Annotated in this window: 18 protein-coding genes and 2 pseudogenes; 11 read left to right on the top strand and 9 right to left on the bottom strand. The window is 70.2% G+C overall.

The genetic code is table 11. From position 1 onward, the window contains the following. Window positions 1-49: 49 nt before the first annotated feature. Window positions 50-2134, bottom strand: coding sequence for a phosphocholine-specific phospholipase C (locus ABZV00_RS36565; protein WP_355614859.1), 2085 nt, complete (start codon window positions 2132-2134; stop codon window positions 50-52). A 191-nt stretch (window positions 2135-2325) separates the two neighbouring features. Here ABZV00_RS36565 and ABZV00_RS36560 point away from each other — a divergent pair, with 191 nt between their 5' ends. Next, entirely contained in the window at window positions 2326-3372 is a 1047-nt protein-coding gene (locus ABZV00_RS36560) for an SEC-C metal-binding domain-containing protein (protein WP_355614857.1), read from the top strand. 9 nt (window positions 3373-3381) lie between these two features. Here the strand turns inward: ABZV00_RS36560 and ABZV00_RS36555 are convergent, their stop codons facing one another. After that, window positions 3382-3987 carry a CGNR zinc finger domain-containing protein gene (locus ABZV00_RS36555; protein WP_355614855.1) on the bottom strand — a complete coding sequence of 202 codons (606 nt, stop codon included), beginning with the start codon at window positions 3985-3987 and terminating at the stop codon, window positions 3382-3384. A 92-nt stretch (window positions 3988-4079) separates the two neighbouring features. Between ABZV00_RS36555 and ABZV00_RS36550 the strand changes: the two genes are divergently transcribed. From ABZV00_RS36550 to ABZV00_RS36540, 3 genes are all read left to right on the top strand, one after another. Next, the gene (locus tag ABZV00_RS36550) at window positions 4080-4826 is read left to right on the top strand and encodes a metallophosphoesterase (protein WP_355614853.1); all 747 of its coding nucleotides are present in this window, start codon (window positions 4080-4082) and stop codon (window positions 4824-4826) included. Window positions 4827-4828: 2 nt separating this feature from the next. Further along, entirely contained in the window at window positions 4829-5464 is a 636-nt protein-coding gene (locus ABZV00_RS36545) for a LysE family translocator (protein ID WP_355614851.1), read from the top strand. 198 nt (window positions 5465-5662) lie between these two features. Further along, entirely contained in the window at window positions 5663-6163 is a 501-nt protein-coding gene (locus tag ABZV00_RS36540; protein ID WP_355614849.1) for a DUF2231 domain-containing protein, read from the top strand. Between the two features lie 45 nt (window positions 6164-6208). Here the strand turns inward: ABZV00_RS36540 and ABZV00_RS36535 are convergent, their stop codons facing one another. The 5 genes and pseudogenes from ABZV00_RS36535 to ABZV00_RS36515 form a co-directional block, all read right to left on the bottom strand. Next, on the bottom strand, window positions 6209-6649 hold the full coding sequence (locus ABZV00_RS36535) for a DUF1801 domain-containing protein (RefSeq protein ID WP_355614847.1): 441 nt from the start codon (window positions 6647-6649) through the stop codon (window positions 6209-6211). Window positions 6650-6705: 56 nt separating this feature from the next. Further along, window positions 6706-7362, bottom strand: coding sequence for a DUF998 domain-containing protein (locus ABZV00_RS36530; RefSeq protein ID WP_355614844.1), 657 nt, complete (start codon window positions 7360-7362; stop codon window positions 6706-6708). Between the two features lie 181 nt (window positions 7363-7543). Continuing rightward, entirely contained in the window at window positions 7544-9742 is a 2199-nt protein-coding gene (locus ABZV00_RS36525) for a S8 family serine peptidase (RefSeq protein ID WP_355614863.1), read from the bottom strand. Next, entirely contained in the window at window positions 9714-10694 is a 981-nt protein-coding gene (locus ABZV00_RS36520; protein WP_355614841.1) for a S8 family serine peptidase, read from the bottom strand. Before ABZV00_RS36520 ends, ABZV00_RS36525 begins: the two co-directional genes overlap by 29 nt. Before the next feature lie 490 nt (window positions 10695-11184). Beyond that, a pseudogene (locus ABZV00_RS36515) lies at window positions 11185-11598 on the bottom strand (helix-turn-helix domain-containing protein); the annotation flags it as partial. Window positions 11599-11800: 202 nt separating this feature from the next. Between ABZV00_RS36515 and ABZV00_RS36510 the strand changes: the two are divergent. Beyond that, on the top strand, window positions 11801-12022 hold the full coding sequence (locus ABZV00_RS36510; protein WP_355614839.1) for a hypothetical protein: 222 nt from the start codon (window positions 11801-11803) through the stop codon (window positions 12020-12022). A gap of 120 nt (window positions 12023-12142) precedes the next feature. Here ABZV00_RS36510 and ABZV00_RS36505 read toward each other — a convergent pair whose 3' ends face one another. Then, window positions 12143-12403, bottom strand: a complete 261-nt coding sequence (locus ABZV00_RS36505; RefSeq protein WP_355614836.1) for a hypothetical protein — start codon at window positions 12401-12403, stop codon at window positions 12143-12145. Between the two features lie 137 nt (window positions 12404-12540). Between ABZV00_RS36505 and ABZV00_RS36500 the strand changes: the two genes are divergently transcribed. Then, window positions 12541-12939 (top strand): hypothetical protein, encoded by a 399-nt coding sequence (locus ABZV00_RS36500; protein WP_355614833.1) that lies wholly within the window; start codon window positions 12541-12543, stop codon window positions 12937-12939. Between the two features lie 269 nt (window positions 12940-13208). On the opposite strand, the gene ABZV00_RS36495 is transcribed toward ABZV00_RS36500, so the two are convergent. Next, a complete protein-coding gene (locus tag ABZV00_RS36495; protein ID WP_355614861.1) occupies window positions 13209-13568 on the bottom strand; it encodes a transposase family protein in 360 nt (119 codons plus the stop codon). Between the two features lie 323 nt (window positions 13569-13891). Here ABZV00_RS36495 and ABZV00_RS36490 point away from each other — a divergent pair, with 323 nt between their 5' ends. The 5 genes and pseudogenes from ABZV00_RS36490 (at window position 13892) to ABZV00_RS36470 (ending at window position 20671) form a co-directional block, all read left to right on the top strand. Continuing rightward, window positions 13892-14866 (top strand): DUF5937 family protein, encoded by a 975-nt coding sequence (locus ABZV00_RS36490; RefSeq protein WP_355614830.1) that lies wholly within the window; start codon window positions 13892-13894, stop codon window positions 14864-14866. 319 nt (window positions 14867-15185) lie between these two features. Further along, a complete protein-coding gene (locus ABZV00_RS36485) occupies window positions 15186-16343 on the top strand; it encodes an epoxide hydrolase family protein (protein WP_355614827.1) in 1158 nt (385 codons plus the stop codon). Between the two features lie 161 nt (window positions 16344-16504). Continuing rightward, a pseudogene (locus ABZV00_RS36480) lies at window positions 16505-17778 on the top strand (ISL3 family transposase). A gap of 327 nt (window positions 17779-18105) precedes the next feature. Continuing rightward, a complete protein-coding gene (locus tag ABZV00_RS36475) occupies window positions 18106-19986 on the top strand; it encodes a Xaa-Pro dipeptidyl-peptidase (protein WP_355614825.1) in 1881 nt (626 codons plus the stop codon). Window positions 19987-20209: 223 nt separating this feature from the next. Further along, window positions 20210-20671, top strand: coding sequence for a hypothetical protein (locus ABZV00_RS36470; RefSeq protein ID WP_355614822.1), 462 nt, complete (start codon window positions 20210-20212; stop codon window positions 20669-20671). The last annotated feature ends 434 nt before the right edge of the window (window positions 20672-21105 follow it).

Genomic DNA, 21105 nt, shown 5'->3' with positions numbered 1-21105 from the left:
GCGGGCGTCGATCTCGTTCCAGCCTGCCGCCCGGGTCACGCGACGTCGCTCAGACGAGCCCGCCGAGGGAGGGGTCGCTGATGCTGTCCTTGCCGTTCTCGACGTGGCCCGCGTAGCGGTACGCGAATTCGGCGTCACCTGCGACGGTGACGGTCAGGTCGTACCAGCCGTGGGTGCGCGAGAGCGTCCACGTCGCGCGCTCCGTCTCGCCGGGCCGCAGCGGCAGCTTCGTCGGACGGGTGCGGTACCCGTCCTGGACCGTCACCTCCACCCGCTTGGCGCCACGGTTCTTGAGCGTGAGGGTGACCTTGTCGTCCCGCTCGTCGTACGAGGGGGCGATGTCGAGGTTCGTGGCGTGCCGGCTCGACGGGCCATCGGTGAACCGCCGGAAGAACCCGTTCGGCCCGTGCACCGACAGGTCGTACCCGGACGTGGCCTCCCAGGTGTCCGTCAGGTGCTTGCCCGACTCGACGGTGTAGCTGCGGGGGGCGTCCGCGCTGCCGGCCTGGCGTACCTGGAAGACCGCCGCGGCACGGCCGGAGTTGCGGAAGTCGACGCGGATCGCGCCGTCGCTGACGCGCCCGTCGGCGTGCAGGGTGTACGGGATCGCCCGCGCCGGGCGTACGCCGCGCTCCTGCTTCGGCAGCCGCTGGTCCGCTGGCGGGACCGGCATCTCGTCGGGGTGCCGGACCAGTTCGTCGGGCTTGAAGTCGTCGGTGTCCGGGAGGGTGGGGTGCTGCGACCGGTTCGGGTGCCGGAAGTCGAAGGCCGTGGTCAGGTCACCGACGACAGCGCGCCGCCACGGGGTGATGTTCTGCTCGATGAGGTCCGGCCGGCCGTGCCCGAACCGCGCCTCCAGGAACTTGATCAGTGAGGTGTGGTCGAAGACCTGCGAGTTGACGTAGCCGCCCCGCGTCCACGGCGAGACGATGATCATCGGCACCCGGATGCCGAGGCCGTACGGCCCGGCCGGGTGGTCGGCGTCGCCCGGGAAGATCTCGTTGGTGGTCGGTACGGTCGACAGCCCGTGCTCGCGGGTCTGCGGGGGTGTCGGCGGGACCACGTGGTCGAAGAAGCCGCCCTCCTCGTCGTACGTGATGAAGAGCGCCATCTTGCTCCACACCTCGGGGTTCGACGCGAGGATGTCGATGACCTGCGAGATGTACCACGAGCCGTAGGCCGGCTCCCAGTTCGGGTGCTCGGTGTACGCCTCGGGTGCGGTGATCCAGGAGACCTGCGGCAGTCGTCCGGCCTCGACGTCGGCCCGGAAGTCGGCCAGCAACGCCTCCGGGTCGCGGCCCTGGGTCCTGATCTCGGTGCCGGTCTTGGCCCGGTCCGCCAGCGGCGTGCCGGGCTGCGCGTTCTGGTACTGGTGGAAGTAGAGCAGCGAGTTGTCGCCGTAGTTGCCGATGTACGGGTCGTTCGTCCAGCCCCAGGAGCCGGCGGCGTTGAGGCCGATGCCGACGTCCTGGTAGATCTTCCACGAGATGCCGTTGCGCTCCAGCCGCTCCGGGTACGTCGACCAGTCGTAGCCGGCCTCCGCGTTGGTGATGACCGGGCCGCCGCCATTGCCGTCGTTGCCGACCCAGCCGCTCCACATGTGGTAGCGGTTCGGGTCGGTCGGCCCCATCAGCGAGCAGTGGTAGCTGTCGCAGACCGTGAAGGCGTCGGCGAGCGCGTAGTGGTAGGGCAGGTCCTGGCGGGTGTGGTAGGTCATCGCCGTGACGCCCTTGTTCGGCACCCACTGGTCGAACCGGCCGTCGTTCCAGGCGGCGTGCCCGTCGTTCCAGCCGTGCGGCGGGTCCGGCAGGAAGGTCTGGCCGAGGTCCTTCACCTCGGGCCGGAACGGCAGCAGCTCGTCGGCGCCGTCGGGCTGGTGCCACACGTCTTTGCCGGACGGCAATGTCGCGGGATGCGGGTCGCCGAATCCGCGTACCCCCCGCATGGTGCCGAAGTAGTGGTCGAAGGATCGGTTCTCCTGCATCAGGATGATGACGTGCTCGACGTCGTCGATCGAGCCGGTCCGGTTGTTCGCCGGGATGGCGAGCGCCTTGCTGAGGTCCAACGGGAGCGCCGCGCCGATCGCGGGGACTCCCATCGCCTTGAGGAATGTGCGCCGATCCACCGTGGCCATAGCTCACCCTCTGTACGTCTGGTCGGGAAACTGGCGACCGGACGCTACCGACGGCGGGTTGACGGGAGATGGCTGCAGTTGGTTGGTTTTGCGACCACTCGACGACCGGCGGCGGGTGCCGTGGCAGTGTGCGAGCAGCGTTACAGGTGATCTGCCGGCATCCCGGAAGCCCTCCGACGTACGGTGAGATCGTGCCGACGAAAGACGTACTCACCAAGGCTGACCTAGCTGAACTCCGCCGCTCTGCGCTGGGGGCGGCCGACCCGCTCGGTGTCGCCGCCGATGTCGCCGAGGCGGCGGAGCATGGCCGGCTTGAAGATCCGGACGACGCCGGGGACGCGCTGACCCTGGCCGCCGAGATCGCCGAGATCCGGGCCAGACCGGATGCCGCCCTGCGGTACGCGGACCAGGCCCTGGCGGCGTACCCGTCGGGCGACGACCCCCGGGCCGGGTTGGCCCACGCGCTGCGGGCCCGGGTCCTGTTCCGGACCGGTGGTCGGGACGACGAGGCGATGGCGGAGCTGACCGCGCTGCGCCCGCTCCTGCTCGTGCAGCCCGACGCCCCCGCCTACCTGAGCGCGGCGCTGGACGCCGGTGGTCGTTCGGCGACCGCCGAGACGTGGCTGAGCGAGGCGGTCGACACCCTGCTCGGCGAGCGTGCCGCCGCCGGGGCGGCCGCGCAGGCCATCACCGCAACCGACCCCGTGGTGGATCTCGGCCCGCCGGAAGCACCGGGTGTCCTCTTCTTCCTGCTGCAACAGCGACACCGGGTACGCCGGGACCTCAACCTGCCGCACGACCGGCAGGACGATCTGGCGGACCGGCTGGAGACTCAGCTCGTCCGCCGGGCCGGAGAGCGCAGGGGCGCCGAGTCTGATCTGCTCTTCTGGCCGCGGGCCGAGTTCGATCGTCTGCTCGCCGAGCATGCCGCGCTGACCGAGGTGTACGGCCCGGACTGGGACGCGCACCGGGCCCGGCTGGAGAAGGAGCTGGTGCGTCAGACGACTGCCGGTCAGACCGGGCTGGGTGTGTTCAGCGCGACCGTGGCCGGGTTGAACGCCTTCGCTGGTCAACGCAACGGCGACCCGGCCGATGCGGCGATCCGGGCGGGCTACGCGGCCGAGGTGTCGGCTCGGCCCAGCGCGCGGATCCCCTGGCCGCCGGAGCGCAACGACGCCTGCTGGTGCGGTTCGGGCCTCAAGTACAAGAAGGACTGCCTGCCGCGCTCCCGTAGCTGAGGGAGTCAGCTATCGAGCTGCGGTGTGGCGCTGGTAGTGCCGCGCGACGCGGGCGCGGTTGCCGCAGGAGGGCTTGCACCACTCCTGGCGCGGGTGGTCCTTGACGAAATAGCGGACGCAGCGTGGCGCGGGGCAGGCGCGCAACAGGTCGCGGGCCGGGCTGGCGAGGAACTCGATGGCGGCGCGTGCCAGCCCTGCGGAGAGCCTCAGCCCCGCGTCAGCCGTCTCGCCGTGCCAGGTGAGCGTCGGTGCGCCCTCCTGCGCCCAGCTCAGCACCGGCCGGACCGGCAGCGCCGCGGCGGCCTGGTTGAGCCGGTCGACCGCCTCCGGCGGGGAGAGCAGCGAGGAGGAGTCGGCCCGGCTCGGCGGCCCCGGGCGGACCGCCACCGCGAAAAGGGTACGTGCGGCGCGCCGTACCACCACCACGTCGAGCCGGGTCCGCTCGTCGACCGCGCTGGCGAGGGCGTCGAGCCCGCCGACGTACTCCCGCAGTGGCTCGGCCTGCTCACGAAGCCAGGCGGTCAAGCCCGCGACATCGCCGAGGTCGTCGGCGACCCCGCCGTTGCCGTCGTGCCGGATCGTGCTGGCCAGGGCGAGCGCGAGGTGCGGTGACATGGACTTCCCTCCCCGATCCGGCTTGTGCGGCCGGCGCGGCCCAGAGTAGCTTCCCTAACGCCCTTAACGGTAGTAACCATTAGGAGAGGCTCGTGCTGGTGATCGCGCACCTCAGTGACACCCACCTCGACAGCCATCCCCGATCGGCCGAGCGAACCGCCCGGGTGATGGACTACCTGCACACCCTGCCGCGACCGGTCGACGCGATCCTGATCACCGGGGACATCGCCGACCACGGCGAGGTGGCCGAATACCAGACTGCCGCGAAGCTCTTCGAATCCCCGCTGCCGGTCATGGTCTGTCCCGGCAACCACGATGTGCGCGACGCGTACCGCAAGGGTCTGCTCGGTGACGACCGCGGCGGCACCGGCCCGATCAACGCCCGCTACGACGTGGCCGGAGCGGTTTTCCTCCTCGCCGACTCCTCCGTGCCGGGTGAGGACGACGGCCATCTGGACGAGGAGACCACGGCGTGGCTCGCCGACGAACTGGGCTCGGTGCCGGCCGAAACGCCGACGTTCATCGCCTTCCATCACCCGCCGGTCGTGCTGCACCACCCGGTCATCGACCCGACCCGGCTGCTGCCCGCCGATCCTCTGGCCGAACTGGTCACCGCCCACCCGCAGGTCGTCGCCGTGCTGACCGGGCACTTCCACACCGCCGCCGCGAGCACCTTCGCCGGCCGCCCGCTGCGGATCGCACCGGGTGTGGTCTCCACCCTCCGGATGCCCTGGGAGGGCGATGGGCGGCTGACCACCCAGACCCAGCCGCCCGGCGTCGCATTCCACGTGTACGACGACAGCGGGCTGCTCACCACCCACTACCGGGTGGTGGTCTGAGCATGCACGGAGTCGCGGTGCTCGGCTTCCTCCTCGCCGTCGCGCCGATCACCACCACGCCGGGAGCGAGCCTGACCCTGGTCGTCTCGCGGGTCGCCGCCGGCGGGCGGCGGCAGGGGTGGTGGGTGATCATGGGTACGGTCACCGGGATCTACGTGCATGCCACCCTGTCCGCCGTCGGCCTGGCCGCACTGGTGCTTCGCTCGTCGCAGGCGTTCTGGGCCGTCAAGCTGGTCGGCGCCGGTTATCTGGTCGGGCTCGGGCTCTGGCTGCTCTGGTCCGCGTCCCGCCGCCCCGCGGGTGCGGGACGGCCACCGACGGTTCGTGCCCGGAGGCTGCCGTGGCACGTACACCATCCATACCTACAGGGGCTGCTCGGCAACGTCCTCAACCCCAAGGCCGCCGCCATCTACCTCACCCTCGCACCGCAGTTCCTCGAACCGGGCCGACCGGTGCTGGTGCCGATGCTGCTCCTCGCCACGGCACACGCCGCGCTGCACACCTGCTGGCTCGCCGGCTGGACCGCCGTCTCCGGCGCCGCCGCCCGGCTGCTCCGCACAGCAACCGTACGACGCATGCTCGATCGGCTGACCGGTGTGATCCTGCTCGGCCTCGGTGTGCGTACAGCGGTGACCTGAGTCCGACGTCGTGCCCGCCCCCGCCGGCGCGGCCACATTGCGCTGTGACCGCTGAGCGACCGGTACCCGTCCGGCCGGTCACCACGCCGGCCGGACGGGCGCTGCCGGCAATCTTGGGGGCTGACACGCCCTTCCGGTACCGATAGCGTCCATGCTTGGACGATCGACGCCCGCTCGTCACCGTCAGAGGAGACGCCGATGTTCGAGGAGTTCATGGGCATTCCCGCCCACCCTCTCGTGCTGCACGCCGCGGTCGTGTTCGTGCCGCTCCTGGCCCTACTGACGATCGGTTACGCGCTCGTCGCGCCGATCCGTCCGCACACCCGCTGGGTGCTGGGGCTGCTCGCCCTGGCCGCACCGGCCTCCGCGCTCCTGGCGAAGCTCACCGGTGACGCATTCTTCGACCGCATGCGGTCCGCCAACCGGGTCACCCCCGAGTTCGTCCCGACGATCGAGGCGCACCAGCAGTTTGGCGACATCACGCTCTACGCCACCATCGGGCTGGCGGTCGTGGCGCTGGCACTGGTGTGGTTCGTCCCGCCGCGGACTGCCGAGGCGAGCGCCACCGGAGGCGCCCGGCACGGCCGCGCGCTGACCCTGTCGTTGCAGGTGCTGTCACTGGTGGCCGCGGGCATCGCGCTGTACTACGTGATCCGCACCGGCGACTCCGGCGCGAAGGCGGTCTGGACGGGTCAGTAACCCCCGCGGGTCAGGGCCGACCGGGCCGGCCGCAGCCACGGAGCGTCAGCGCTGGCTGGCCCGGTCGACGCCCTTGTGCACCCGCGCCGTGCGGTCGATCAGCTCGCGCAGCGCGCTCCCGTCGACGTCGTCGAGCCGCTTCACATAGAGGCACCCCTTTCCGGCGCGGTGTGGACCAAGGCGGGCGAGGATCGGGCCGTACCGATCCTCGAAACCACCCACCAGGTAGACGACAAGATTCTGTTTGCGCGGCGAGAAGCCGGCCAACGGCGCCTCGCCCGAATGCCCGCTGGCGTAGGTGTAGCGGTACCTGCCGAAGCCCACGATGCTCGGGCCCCACATCACCGCCGGCTCGCCGGTCACCTCGCCCATGATCGCGCGGAGCCGCCCCGCGTCGGCCCGCTGACGTTCGTCGGGGATCGCGGCCAGGAAATCGTCGACGCTGACCTCGGTCGGGACCGTCACTGGCTCTTTCGATGTGGCCATGAGCTGATGCTGCCACGCGAGTACGACGAAGCGTCGCCGCGCCGGTCCCGCCGCGGTCAGGACACCTCCTCGCGCGCTCGCCAGGAGAGGGCCACGAGCCAAGCCGAGATGATCACCGCTCCGACGGCGAAGCGGATGCTCGCGCTCTCCTCGCTCCACGGCAGGGCGGTGAGCACGAACGCGACGACACCGCTGGCGGCGCTGTAGACCGCCCAGCCCCGTCTCCCCTGCCCGGCGAACCTCCGGGCGAGCAGCAGACCGGCCGCGATCAGCGACAGGAACGCCGCCGCGCCGCAGACCGTGTGCAGGATGCTGCCCGTGCTGGCGTGCTCGGGAAGCCCCGCCGGGGCGCCCGGCGGCCAGCCGAGCGCGGGATCGGGGACGAACACCCCGCCGCCGACCATCGCCACCCCGTACACGCCGACCAGCAGCGGCACCAGCGTGGCGGCCCGGCCCGGGCGCAGCGCCCGCCGCAGGCCCACCGCGAACGCGACGGCCAGCAGGCCGGTGCCCACGAACGCGATGAACTGCAGCCAACCGAGGTCACCGAGGGTGAGTGAGCTCAGCGCGTGCCGGCGCAGGTCGAACCCGGGTCGGGTGAAGGCCTGACCGAACGACAGGGCCGGGAAGAGGATGCCGGCGACTGTGCCGCAGCCCAGGAGGTACCGGGTTCGGCGGAGCTGGATCTCGGGGACAGTTGTCAGGGACGTCATGGGCGTGCCTCTCGTGTCGGCGTCACGTTCCACCGTCACGACGAACGAGGCACGGCCGGATCGACACCTCTGGCGAAAGAAGTGCCGGGCACCGGGTGCGGCCCGGTTGCGGGCCGGGCCGCACCAGCGGCGTGACGATCAGCCGGCGTTGTACGCCCGGATGATGGTCTGGTCGATACCGCTACCGGCGTTCGCGGCGTCCTTCACCCGCAGCGAGACGGGCTGCCCGGCGGCGGCCTTCGGCAGCTCGACCCGGTAGTTGTCCCCGCTGCGGGTGGCCCGGGCCGTCTTCCAGGTGGCGCCGTCGTCCGTCGACGTCCAGACCTGGAACGAGGTCACCTTCTGTGCCTTGACGCCGTGGGCCTGCCGAACGGCCAGCTCGGCCGTTCCCCCGGTGGCGTGGTTGTTGGTGTCCATCGGAAGCGCGTAGTCGACCGCGAGCAGCGGCAACGGCAACGGCACACTTCCTGTCCCGTCCGGCCCGGTGGATCGGAACGTCCACGAGGTGTTGACCCGGGTGGAGATCGGCAGGATCAGGCTCGTGTCGACGTCGAGGGTCAGCCGGTAGTTCGCCGCCTGTTGCGGGACAGTGAAGTCGGCGAGCGGGCGGTCCCGCTCCTCCACCAGCTTGCCGTTCCGGTACAGCGACAGCTTGCGGTTCACCCCGATCGAGTTGCCCTGCAGGCAGTCGGCCCGCTGGTGCTGGTCCACCAACGACGCCAGGTCGATGTGCAGGTTGCCCCGGGTCCGCGACGGTGCGGTCGCGCAGCTCCAGCCGGCACCGGCCGGGTCGTCGTACCAGCCGGAGTGCAGCGGCTGCCGCGCCCAGATCTTGGATTGCCGGCTCCCCGGCTGGTAGCTGCGCGGCGCCTCCTGGGCCGAGAGTCCGCCGTAGACGCCCTCGTCGGCCGGCCCAGAGGATGCCGGGTGAGAGGTAGTCGGTGCGGTACGGCGGCAGGTTTCCCTCGTGGGTCTGGGTGAGGCCCAGCCCGTTGGGGGTGAGGCCGGTGCGGACCAGTTGGGTGACCATCCCCTCCGAGTCCATCTGGTGGAACCGCTCGTCGATCCGGGCCAGCTTGGTCTGCTCCGCCGTGGTCACCCGGTACGCGGGGTCGGCCGGTACGCCGTTCGGGTACTCGTGGATGAGGTTGTAGCGGTACGGCTTGGCCGTGCCCGCCGGGGAATCGAGGTTGACGGCCGCCCAGGTGCGCCGGGATCCGACGCCAGGCTTCGGCAGCGGGGAGGTGCGGACGGTCGTCGCGGCCCCGTACCCGCTGATCTGGTTCCACCAGGACAAACCGTTCGGCGCGGTCTGGAGGTTGGTGAAGTCGACCCGGGTGGGCTTGGTGGCGACTCCGTCGACCGTCGCCGTCACCGGCTTGGTTCGCGCCGGGTCGAGCGTCACGCTCCGGTTGCCGGTGACGTTCAGGTCGGTCTCACCGGCGAGCGTCGTCTCCAGCACGTCGCTGTCGACGTAGTAGGCGACGGAGGATCCGAGGATCGCGTACCGGCCGGCCGGCACCCGCGTGGTGAAGGTGTCTCCGGGCGCACCGCCGAGCCCGCCGTAGTAGATCACCGGGTCGGTGAGGTTGGTGACCAGGATGTTGATCCAGCTCTCCGCACCTTCCTTGAGGCCGGGCAGCGGCTTCGTGTGGATCGTCAGGTCATAGCTGGGCTGCTCGACGTAGAAGCTCACCGGGGTGGTCGAGACCAGCTTGCGGCCGGCGGTGCGGGCGGTGACGGTGGCCAGGTAGAAGCCCGGCCGGGCCGCCAGCGCCGCGCGGTTGATCCGGAGGGTCGCTCCGGCGGTGACGCCACGCTTGAGCGTCACCCGGCTCGTCGACAGCGACGCAGCGCCGCGCGGCACCGGCTGTCCGTCGTGGTTGACCACCGACACGTCGAGGTCGAGGGCGGTCGTCGCCGAGGTCGCCGCACCGGTCCAGCTCAGCTTCGCCTCGCTGGTCCCGGACTGCGGGTATGCGAACGTGCCGAGGTTGACCACCGGCTGGTTGCTGGTCGGGCCGCCAAGGGCCCGGGCCGCGTTGAGCCGGCCGGCCCCGACGGCGTACGCGTCGACGCCGGTCAGCGGGTCGGCGGCACCGACGAGTGCGGCCTTGAGCTGCTCGCCGGTCCAGTCGGGGTGCCGCTGGGCGAGCAGCGCGGCGGCGCCCGCCACGTGCGGGCTGGCCATCGAGGTGCCGCTGACGCCCTCGTAGTACGTGTCGATCGGGTCCTGCAGGTTGGTGCCGGCGGCCCGGGCGGCCACGATGTCGACACCGGGTGCGACCAGCTCCGGCTTGGCCACGTTGCTGGTGACCAGCGGTCCACGGCTGGAAAAGTCGGCGAGCTTGTCATTGCGGTCGACGGCGCCGACGGTCAGCGCGCTGGCGGCAGAGCACGGGCGAGGAGATGGCGGCGCCGCTGTTGCCGGCAGCGATGACGAAGAGCGTGCCGATCTGCTTGCTCAGACCGTCGACGGCGAGCGAGAGCGGGTCGTTGCCGTCGTCCGGGTCGCTGCCGCCGAGGCTCATGTTGATGACATCGGCCCGGGTAGCGGCCCACTCCATGCCGGCGATGATCCCCGAGTCCGCACCGGAGCCATGGTCGTCGAGGACCTTGCCGATCACCAGCTTGGCGTCCGGCGCCACGCCGCGACGCTGGCCGTGGGCGGCCGCGCCGGTGCCGGCGATGGTCGAGGCGACGTGCGTACCGTGGCCGTTGTGGTCGACGGCGTCACCGCCCTCGGCGGTGAAGTCGGCCCGGTCGGCGACCCGGCCGACCAGGTCCGGGTGGGTGAAGTCGGCACGGGTGTCGAGCACCGCGACCGTGATTCCCTTGCCGGTGTAGCCGGCCTTCCAGGCGTCGGGCGCCGCGATCTGGCCCAGGTTGCGGTCCAGACCGGCGGACTGCCCGCCGCCGGTCAGCGCGGTGGCCCGGACCTTGCGGTCGAGCCAGACCTTCTTGGCGCCGGCGAGCAGCGAGTTGGTCGCCAGCTTCGCGGTGGCCGGGCTCTTCTTGGGCACGCGGCCAGCCACCGCGCCGATGCTGGGCAGCGGCAGCACGTCACCGAGCGCGGCCACCCGGGCGTGTGCGGTGGCGGGCTGCACGATGATCGGCAACTCCGAGGCCTTCTCGTCGTCGTACCCGTCCGCGATCAGCGTGGTGACGTCGAAGAGGTCGGGATCGAGGACCGAGCCGATCTGGGACGCGACGCGGGCGGGAATGACGTGCAGGTGCCCGTCCGGGCCGCAGGTCTGCCGAACGACCGCGTTCGCGTCGGCAGGCCGTACCGTGGCCTGCGGACATCCGGACCCGGTGCTCCGTACGGTCACCACGTCCCCGGTCAGCAGGGTGACGGTGTGCGTCTTCCCGGCGACCGAAGTGTCGGTTGTGTCCGTGTGGGTGGCACCGCCGGGGCTGGCCGTGGCGGAGCCGCCCGGCCCGGCGCTCAGCGCCGTGGCCGTGACGACGACGGCCAGCAGCCACCGTGTTTTTGGGTGAGCAGTGTGAGAACACGTGTGCCTGGTGGACGTCGTAGGCGGCCAGGTAGGCCAGGGCGCCGCCGCGATCGTATTCGTAGTTAACCCGCATGGTGCGGGCCGCGCCGGGTGGCAGGGCCGGGTGGCAGCGGCAGCGGGCCTGGATGCTGGTCTTCTCGTCGCTGGAGAGCACGTACTCGTCCGGGCCGAGCGTGATGCCGTCGTAGCTGCGAGCGTACAGGTCGAGCACGTGGGTGGCCTTGACAGCGAAGTTCGGGTCGCGGATGAAGATCCAGGATTGGTGTTGCCAGGGTTTGAGTGCGTCGGCGGCCAGGATCCGGCGGATCGTGGAGGCAGAGATCGCCGGCGCGATGCCGCGGGCGACGACTTCGCTGGCCAAGTCCGGGCAGCTCCACCGCGACAGCGGCACCCCGGTCTCGGCCGGGAGTTGGCAAGCGAGGGCTTTGACCTCGGCCACCTGTGCCGGGGTGAACCGGGGTGGTCGCCCAGACCTGCGCCGGTCGGCCAGGCCTGCCGTACCCTCGTCGGCGTAGCGGCCGCGCCAACGGCGCACCGTGTCGATAGTGACGCCTTGGCGGTCGGAGATCTTCTGGTTGGAGTAGCCGTGGGCCGCGTCGCGCACGATCCGGGCGCGGATGACCTGCTGGTAGCCGGCGGTATGGGAGTAGGCCAGCCGTTTGAGCTTTCGCCGTTCGGTGGCGGTCAGCGTGATCTGACGGGCGCGGCGGACGGGCACAGGCCCCACTTTCGATCGATGATCCTCATAACAGGTCGTTGATCATGCCGGCAAGCCGGGCGCAAGAAGGCGCCCGACACGCCCCCACGGCGGGCAGGATGGACGCCATGCCGGCTATCCCCGAGTCCACCAAGACGTCCCTGGCGCAGCGGCTACGCGCGCACGCCCGCGAGAACTGGCCGCAACTGGCCGCGGTGTGCACGTGCGTTACCGCGCCGAGTTCGCCTACGTCGAAGGCGAACTCGGCCGCGGTGAACGGCTACCGCTGATGCGGCTGCGCTACGGCGGATCCGCCCACCGCTGGGGCACCGCCATCTACGTGGCCAGCACGAACAGCTACGAAGACCAGATCTGGTTCAGCCGCAGCACCGAAGAAGCCTTCGACCTGGTCTGCGACCTACACGTACGACCCACCACCCCCTGACCACCAACCGCACGCCAGGCCCTGAACCGTCAACCCCCGAAGGACTTACGGCACGGACCACTTAGCTTGCTCGGCCTCGCCCACGCGGTCGGCGTTTACGGGGCCGTGCGCGGTTCACGGCTACGAACCGATGTTCGACCGGTCAGCCCTGGTATGGCGGCCGTCCAGGCGGATCGTCCACGGGTCGATCCTGTCGATCCGCAGGTGGGTGCCGCTCCACGGATCCCGGCCGAGTACCGCCCGGACGGCCTCCTCGGACTCCGCCTCCATAGCCAGCACCACGCGTACGTCGTCGAGCGGACCGCCCAGAACGACGATCCCTTCGTCGACCAGCAGGTCCATGTACGACGCGTGCGCGAGCCAGCCGGTCTGTTCTTCCATCGGCCTCGCAAGATCCCAATGCGGGCCGGCGTGCGACAGGCGAACGAGATACATGGCCTCGTCCTACCACGCGGTCCCACACTTTTGTTGTCAGCTGGTCAGCGCAGCGGCCCGTCTCCCACCCGGAGACTGCCACGATGATCAGCAAGCGCCGACTGCTCTGGGCCGGCATGCCAGCATCCGCAGGTGCGGCCGTCGAGGAGTTGATTGGTGCTCACGTCATCCGGGCCCAGAGCTGCCCTGGCGGCTTCTCGCCCGGATTCGCGTCCCGGCTGACCCTGAGCAACGGGCGCCGCGTCTTTGTCAAGGCAATGAACGCCCAGAGGTGGCCCCTGGAGGCCGTCACATACCGGACTGAAGCCCTGGTGGCCGCGGCTCGGCCGGCGCAGGTCCCCGCGCCCCGGTTCCTCAAAACCCTCGATGACGGCCACTGGACGGTCCTCGCGTTCGAGGACATCGACGGTACGACGCCCTCGCAGCCGTGGGACCGCGCCAGCCTCGACCGCGTTGCCGCCGCCGTGGTGCAGCTGACCTAAGCGACGACACCCTCGCCCATCGCGGCGACCATCCACGACTCGGCGGATGGGCTGACCTCGCCCACAACCAGGATGCGCGACACGTCTGTCGGAGCACTCGGCGGCTGATCCGTCCCGGCGAACCATCTCGGCCCCGGGATGCTCTCGCAACCACGCGGCCAGGGTGGCGGCCCTGCAGCCGGGCAGTACGTCGACCCGGCGGTGGGTGACCGCATCGATTAGCAGGGTCGCGTAACGGTGCCCGCGCCGTAGCGCGAAGTCGTCCACGCTCAGCACCGCCGGAACCGGCTCCGAGGGGATCGGCAGTGCCATGAGCAACCGCAGCACCGTGGTGCGCGAGACGCTGACCCCCCAACCGGGACAGCACCGCCTCGCCAGCGCGACCAGCCAGCACTACTGCGATGTCCGCGATCAACGCGGTCAACTGCCGGGTACGCCGCGACGCTATCTCGGGCCACTGTTCCCGGAAGGTCCGCCGCGGGCAGCCGTGGGTCTGACATACGCCGCACGCGCAGTTCGACGATCACGCCGCGGCCTGCGATCGGGAAATCGGCCAACCGCCGCAGATGGTAAGCGTGCACCCGCCGTGCTGGCTGCCCGCACTCCGGGCAGGCCGCCGCTTCCGCCATCGTCCGGGCCTGGATGCACACCACCTGACCCTGATCAACTACCTGATCAACCACTATGGAGGATAGGTCGGGACACACCGTCTTGATCAGGTCCGAGACACACCGGCCCCACCCTGCAGTATCACGACCCACCAACCCAAACCACCACACCACGCTTCTTCGTGCCAGAGCCGAAAATTTGACACTCCCGACCATCGAGCCGGGGAGGGGCTCGTGGGCGGGTGTCGGCCTGACGCCGAGGGTCAAGGGCGAAGCTTCAGCGTCCGTGAACCTAGGATGGCGGGGTGATCCGGCTCCGGATGGGTCTGGCTGATGTGGCGAGGATGCGGTTTGCGTTCTCGCCTCTCGCCGAGGTGATTGAGAGCCTGTACCAGTTGTCGTCGGGGCGGGTGTCGCCGCTGCACCAGGGCTGGTTGGAGGCGACGCGGGACGGCCTGCGTGGTGTGGACATGGAGCTGCTGGGCGCGGTTGTGCCTGCGAGCGCGTACGTGGCGGATTTCCTGTTCGTGGCGGCCACCGACGCCGGCACCATCGACGACCAGCTGCGGTTGGTTGCCGAGTCGCCCGTGGCGGGAATCCGTGCCGACCTGGCGGCGGTGTGGGGTCGGGAGCCGATGCCCGCGCCGGCGCGGACGTTGGCTGCCGAAGGGGCGGCTGGTGCTCGGCGGTTGGCCGACGCGCTGTGGCGGTACTGGTCGGTGGCGATCGAGCCGCATTGGCGGGAGCTACGCGCGGTGCTGGAGGATGACGTCGCGTATCGGGCTGGCCGGCTGACCGGCGGTGGTGTCGATGCGCTGTTGTCGAGCTTGCACCCGGAGGTCAGCGTGCGGGGTGAGATCCTGCGGATCGACAAGCCCCGGCACTCGGTGGACCATGACCTGGCCGGTGACGGGCTCGTGCTGGTGCCGTCGGTGTTCGCGTGGCCGAACCTGATGGTGGACAAGGGCCCCGATCGACCCGCGAGCCTCATCTATGCCTGCCGAGGAGTCGGCACGTTGTGGGGAGGCGACTCCCGAGACGCCGACTACGCCGACGACGCGCTGAGTGCGCTGCTGGGTCACAGCCGCGCGGCGATCCTCAGCTGTCTGGCGCTGCCGAAGTCGACCACCGACCTCGCCCGTGAGCTCGGTCAAAGCGCGCCGTCGGTCAGCTTCCACCTGTCGGTGCTGCGCCGCAATGGCTTGGTGACGTCGTGGCGTTCCGGGCGCCGGGTGTTGTACCGGCACACGCCGCTGGCCAGCGGACTGCTCGGGGCTAGTGGTTCGGGGTTCGAGCGGGGCTGTCCGGATCCCGCGTGAGGTACCGACGGCGACGCTGGATTCCAGCGCCATCGAATCGTTGGTGACCTCCCAGGAGGCCTGCGACGGTGAGCGGACGCACGCATTCGACGCGCTACGGTGCCCGGTTGAATCGCAACCAGGCGTTCATCACGACCACCACCGCAAGCGTCGATTGTCGTCGATCATTCGGACCAGGAAGGCAGGAATCGTGCGGAACGAAGACACTTGTGGCCTGACTCGTCGCGGGGCCCTGCGGGCGGCCGTCACGGTCGGCGCCGTCGCAGGCCCGCTCGGGTTGGCGGTAACAAGGACATCGCCGGCGTTTGCCGAGCCCGGGGTGACGTTGCCGGCGGCCACAACGGACGTGACACCGTTCCGGCTGTCGGTGTCGGACGCCACGCTGCGCGATCTGCAGCGGCGGTTGGCGGCGGCCCGGTTGCCGGAGCGGGAAACCGTTCCCGACGGGTCCCAGGGCGTGCCGCTGGAGCGGGTACGCGACCTGGTCGAGCACTGGCGGACGCGGTATGACTGGCGTCAGGTCGAGGCGCGGCTGAACGGGTTCGGCCAGTTCCGCACCCAGATCGACGGGATGGGAATCCATTTTCTGCACGTACGTTCCCGGCACGCCAACGCCGTACCGGTGGTGTTGACCCATGGCTGGCCGGGTTCGGTGGTGGAGTTCCTCGACGTGATCGGGCCGTTGACCGATCCCACGGCGTTCGGCGGGAGCGCCGCGGACGCGTTCCATGTCGTGGTGCCGTCCCTACCGGGCTTCGGATTCTCCGACAAGCCGGCCACGTCCGGGTGGAACATCCAGCGCATCGCGGGAGCCTGGGCGGAGCTCATGTCCCGTCTCGGCTACCGTCGCTGGCTCGCTCAGGGCGGCGACCTGGGCGGCTCCGTGACGCACGAACTCGCCAAGCTCGGGCCCGCCGGACTCGCCGGGATCCACCTCAACTTCTTCCCCGTATTCCAGCCCCCGGTCAGCGACCCGCCCACGGCGCAGGAGCAGGAGGCGCTGGACAAGCTGCAGCGGTTCTTCAACGACGGCGCCGGCTTCATCTACGAGCAGTCCACGCGCCCCCAGACACTGGGGTATGCGTTGACCGACTCCCCGGTGGGGCAGGCGGCGTGGATCTACGAGAAGTTCATGGAGTGGACCGACAGCGACGGCAATCCCGAACGGGTCCTCGGCGTCGACCGGATGCTCGACGACATCATGCTGTACTGGCTGCCCGGCAGCGCGGCCTCCTCGGCGCGAATCTATTGGGAGGACGCGCGGGCCGCTGGCACAGCCGACGACTTCAAGGTCCCGGTCGGATTCACGGTCTTTCCCCGCGAGATCATCCCAACTCCGAGAATCTGGGCCGAACGCGTCTACAAGTCCAAGCTCATCTACTTCAACACGGTCCCCCGTGGTGGCCATTTCGCCGCGTTTGAACAACCAGAAATTCTTACCGAGGAGCTGCGGAGGTTCGCTCGCTTGGTCCGTTGACCCTGTGCCGTGCCATAACTGGTCGCACGGGTTGTGAACTGCGGTTTTGTGGCTCTTCGCACCGATGTGTGGGCGGGTTGACCTGCTGAAACGCGCGCACGCCGTTCCCGGTCTAGGGTTTCGGGTCTCTGAGGTCCGAAGTCTGAAGATCGGGAAACGGCGTGCGTTCTGCAAGTCTATGGCAGGGTCTCCTCGGGGTGGGTAAGACCACCGTGGTAGAGCGGGTTGAGCAGGAGGAACACCTCGACGAGGACGGTGCCGAGGTGATGCTGGTCGTGGTGCACGCCAGGCCGTCGAAGGGGGCACGGCGTCGCTGCGGGCGGTGCGGGCGCCGCCGCGTCGGCTATGACGCCGGCCGGGGACGTCGGCGATGGCGGGCGCTGGATCTGGGTCCGGTGCGGGCGGTGATCGAGGCCGACGCGCCGCGGGTGGCCTGCCCCGATCACGGCATCGTGGTCGCGGCGGTGCCGTGGGCGCGCCACGACGCCGGGCACACCCGGATGTTCGATGACACGGTCGCGTGGCTTGCCACCGCGTGCGCCAAGACCGCCGTGGTGGCGTTGATGCGCATTGCGTGGAAGACCGTCGGGTCGATCGTGGCGCGGGTGTGGGCCGAGGGCGGCGGCGCCGCCGACCGGTTCGCCGGGCTGCGACGCATCGGCATTGACGAGATCTCGTTCCGGCGTGGCCACAGGTACCTGACCATCGTCGTCGATCATGACACCGGCCATCTGGTCTGGGCGGCTGAAGGCCGTGACACCGCGACCCTGGAGGGTTTCTTCGACGCCCTAGGCGGCGAGCAAGCGGCCAAGCTCACCTATGTCACCGCCGACGCCGCGCCGTGGATCGCCGCAGTCGTGACCCGTCACGCCCCGACCGTGATCCGCTGCGCGGACGCGTTCCACATCGTCGCCTGGGCCACCGACGCCCTGGACGCGGTATGCAGGCAGGCGTGGAACTCCGCCCGCGGCGGCAAGGGCAAGACCACCGGAGCGTCCACGGCACTCAAGCGCGCCAGACACGCCCTGTGGAAGAACCCCGCCGACCTCACCGAACGCCAGCAGGCCAAACTGGCGTGGATCGCCAAGACCGACCCACGCCTGTACCGGGCATACCTGTTGAAAGAGGGCCTGCGCACCGTGTTCGCCATCGACGGCGACGACGGCATCGAGGCCCTCGACCGGTGGATCGGCTGGGCCCGACGCTGCCGCATCCCCGCCTTCGTCGAGCTGGCCAAGCGGATCACCGGTCAACGCGACGCGATCATCGCCGCGCTGCGCTCGGGCCTGTCCAAGCCCGCATCGAATCGGTGAACACCCGTATCCGCCTGATCATCCGCCGCGGGTTCGGATTCCACAGCGCCGAAGCCATCATCGCCCTGGCCATGCTCCAACTCGCCGGCCACCGACCAGTCCTACCAGGACGGCGACCCTGAACCCATACATCAGTCAGGAGCGCCTATTTTTTCCTGAGCATTTCGCTCCTAGTCTTACGTGGACGAACGCGCCTAATTGCGCGGCTTCGAGCAAGATCATATGGGTGCTGGCGCCACTTCTGGAGCCCCGCGACGACGCCGTCTCTCCCCTGCGAATCGGCCCGCCCAGGGTATCGGATCTGGCAATCCATCGTGGACGATGCGCGCATCCCTACTCGAAGGGATCGACGGGAAGGTCAGCCCGGACTTAGCATGGGCACGAATGGATCTTCGGGATCGACCCCCCGGCCGACCCCTGGCAACCAGTCCGACCGAAGGGAAACGCGCGTGCGTCGAACCCCCTTGGCACTACTCGGCGTCGGCGTGTCCGGCGCACTACTGCTGAGCGCAGCTCCGGCGGCAACGGCCGCCCCGCCTGCGGCGACCCCATCGACCGGCATTGTGGTCAGCGACGGCATGACCCAACCGGTGTTCTCGCTCGCCGACGCGATCGAGGAGCGGGTGTTCGTCCAGACGCCGCTGGACACCGACCACGACGGTCGCCCCGACCGGGTGGCGATCGACATCTCCCGCCCGAGGGAGACCGCCACCCAGGGCTTCAAGGTGCCGGTCATCTTCGAGCACAGCCCGTACCGCAAGGGCACCTGGGGCGACGTGCCGTACCCGAGCGTGCTGGTCGACGACCTGCCGCAGAACGGCTCGACGAACCGCTCCGGGCTGCGGGCGCCCGACGTGGAGGCACAGCGGGCGAAGGCGAAGGCCAACCTGCCCGGCTCGCTGGACGACTACTACGTGCCGCGGGGGTACGCGGTGGTGCTCGGGCAGAGCGTCGGCACCGGCGACTCGGACGGCTGCCCGACCAGCGGCGACCAGGCCGAGACGCTCGGCACCAAGGCGGTCATCGACTGGCTGAACGGCCGGGCGAAGGGGTACGACGCAAACGGCGCCCCGGTCACCGCCGGCTGGACCACCGGCGCGGTCGGCATGACCGGCGTCTCCTACAACGGGACGCTGCCCAACCAGGTGGCCACCACCGGCGTCAAGGGACTCAAGACCATCGTGCCGGTCTCCGCGATCAGCAGCTGGTACGACTACTACCGGGCCAACGGTCTGGTCGTCGCGCCCGGGACGTTCCAGGGCGAGGACACCGACATCCTGGCCCAGTACACCGCCGGGCAGGCTCGTGCCGAGGGGCAGTGCGCCGACGAGATCGCCGACATCACCGAGGAGCAGGACCGGGTCACCGGCGACTACTCGAAGTTCTGGGAGGATCGCGACTACCTCGACGCCCGGGACGTGCGGGCGAGTGTCTTCGTCGTGCACGGCCTCAACGACTGGAACGTGAAGACCGAGCACTTCGCCGGCTGGTGGGACGAGCTGGCCAAGCGCGACGTACCGCGGAAGATCTGGCTGCACCAGGGCGGGCACGGCGGCCCGGGCAGCAGCGCGTCGGTGACCCTGCCCAACGGTCGGACGTGGACCTACAAGCAGACCGAGAACCGCTGGTTCGACTTCTGGCTGTGGAACGTGCGCAACGGAATCATGGACGAGCCGACCGCGGTGCTGCAGCGGGAGGACCGGGCTTACACCACGTACGCCAACTGGCCCGACCCTGCCGCCCGTACGGTCGGGTTGACGTTCGCCACCACCGACGCCACCGCCCCGGGCACGCTCACCTCGGGTAAGGCGCCGAAGGCCAGGATCGAGCAGGGCTTCGTCGACGAGGGCCGGACCATCCACCCGGACACCCTGGTATCCAATCCCGATACGGCGAGCCCGAACCGACTCGCCTACCGCTCCCCCACCCTGACCCAGAACGTCCGCATCTCCGGACGCCCGGAGATGCGGCTGCGGATGGCGATCGACAACAAGCCGGACGCGAACCTCACCGCGTACCTGGTCGACTACGGCCCGGCCGGCTCGACCGCCGCACCGACCGTGGTGACCCGCGGCTGGATGGACCCGCAGAACCGCAAGGGCCCGGCCCGCACCGAGCCGGTGAAACAGGGCAAGCTGTACGACTACCGGTGGACCCTGGAGCCGAAGGACTACATCTTCCCGGCGGGCCACCGCATCGGTGTGGTCGTCTTCTCCAGCGATCAGGAGTACACCCTGCTGCCGCTGGGTGGCACCGAACTGCGAGTCGCGCCGAACGACAGTGAGCTACGGCTGCCGGTGGTCGGGGGCCGGTCCGTACTCGGGTTCTGACACAAAGTTTCTCCCGAACAGGTGGGGCAGTCCGACGCGTCGGACTGCCCCACCTGCGCGTTCCGACCGCCCCTGACCCGTCCGAGCTGCTGGACGCGGCCCCTCCGTCCCGCGTTTGGCGGCCGGAGGCGCGGGAAGACCTCGCCGATCGGGCCCAGGCGACCCGCCACGTCCGTCGTCCGGCAACGCTGGCGATGCCGGCGAGACCCGAGGAGGAGCGAGGATGAGCCCACGCAGGACAACCGTCCCGGCGCGCAGGTCACCCGGGCCCACCAAGGCCACCGGGGCGACGAAGATGCCACCGAGCCGGAAGGTAGCGGCCAAGAAGGTCGCCGCTGCCACGAAGCGGGCCACCGGCGCGAGCGCGGCCAAGACGCCCGGCGAGAAGCCCACGCCGACCACACCCCGCGTCGCCCGCAAGAAGGACGTCTCCGCCACCACGGCCTCGCCCAGCCGCAGGCCGACGGCGAAGGCTGCCGCCGCAAAGAAGGCACCACCGAAGAAGGCGCCTGCAGCGAGGGCCGCCGCGAAGAAGGCGCCCACGGCGAGGGCCGCCGCGAAGAAGGCGCCCACGAAGAAGGCCGCGCCGACCCGGGCCCGCACCATGTCCGCCACCAGGGCTCCGGCCAAGAAGGCGACCACCATGGAGTCGTTCGGCAACAGGCGCACGGCGCGGAAGACCTGAGCTTCGACGCCTACCCCGCCCCACGTCACATGCGCGCCCACGTCCTATGCGCGCCCCACTCACGCGCGCTGAACGGGTCATAAGCGCAGGCCGCCGTCACACACGCGCGCCCCACTTCACGCCCGCTGAACGCGTCATACGCACGGGCCGCCGTCACACGGGCACCCGACACCACGCCGGCGGGCCCCGCCACACCCGCAGCCTGCGTCACGCCCGGCGGGCCCGCGCCACGCCCGCGACCTCACCTCCGTCACCCAGTCCCTCGCGGGCGGTGAGCCCTGCTGGGAGACCGGCGGTCGGGCGGGTCGACGGCGGGGGACACCCGCACTGTTGAGAGTGAGGCGGATTCCAGTGGTCGTCGCAACACCTCGATCAAGGGGTGTGCGAATGGGGAGACCACCGGGCTGGGTGACGGCGATGACGGGTCGAGCGGC

It is taken from the genome of Micromonospora sp. NPDC005173 (genome assembly GCF_040608515.1).
GTDB lineage: Bacteria > Actinomycetota > Actinomycetes > Mycobacteriales > Micromonosporaceae > Micromonospora.
Note: the sequence above shows the minus strand (reverse complement) of the source record. Positions and strands in the feature narration are given on the sequence as shown.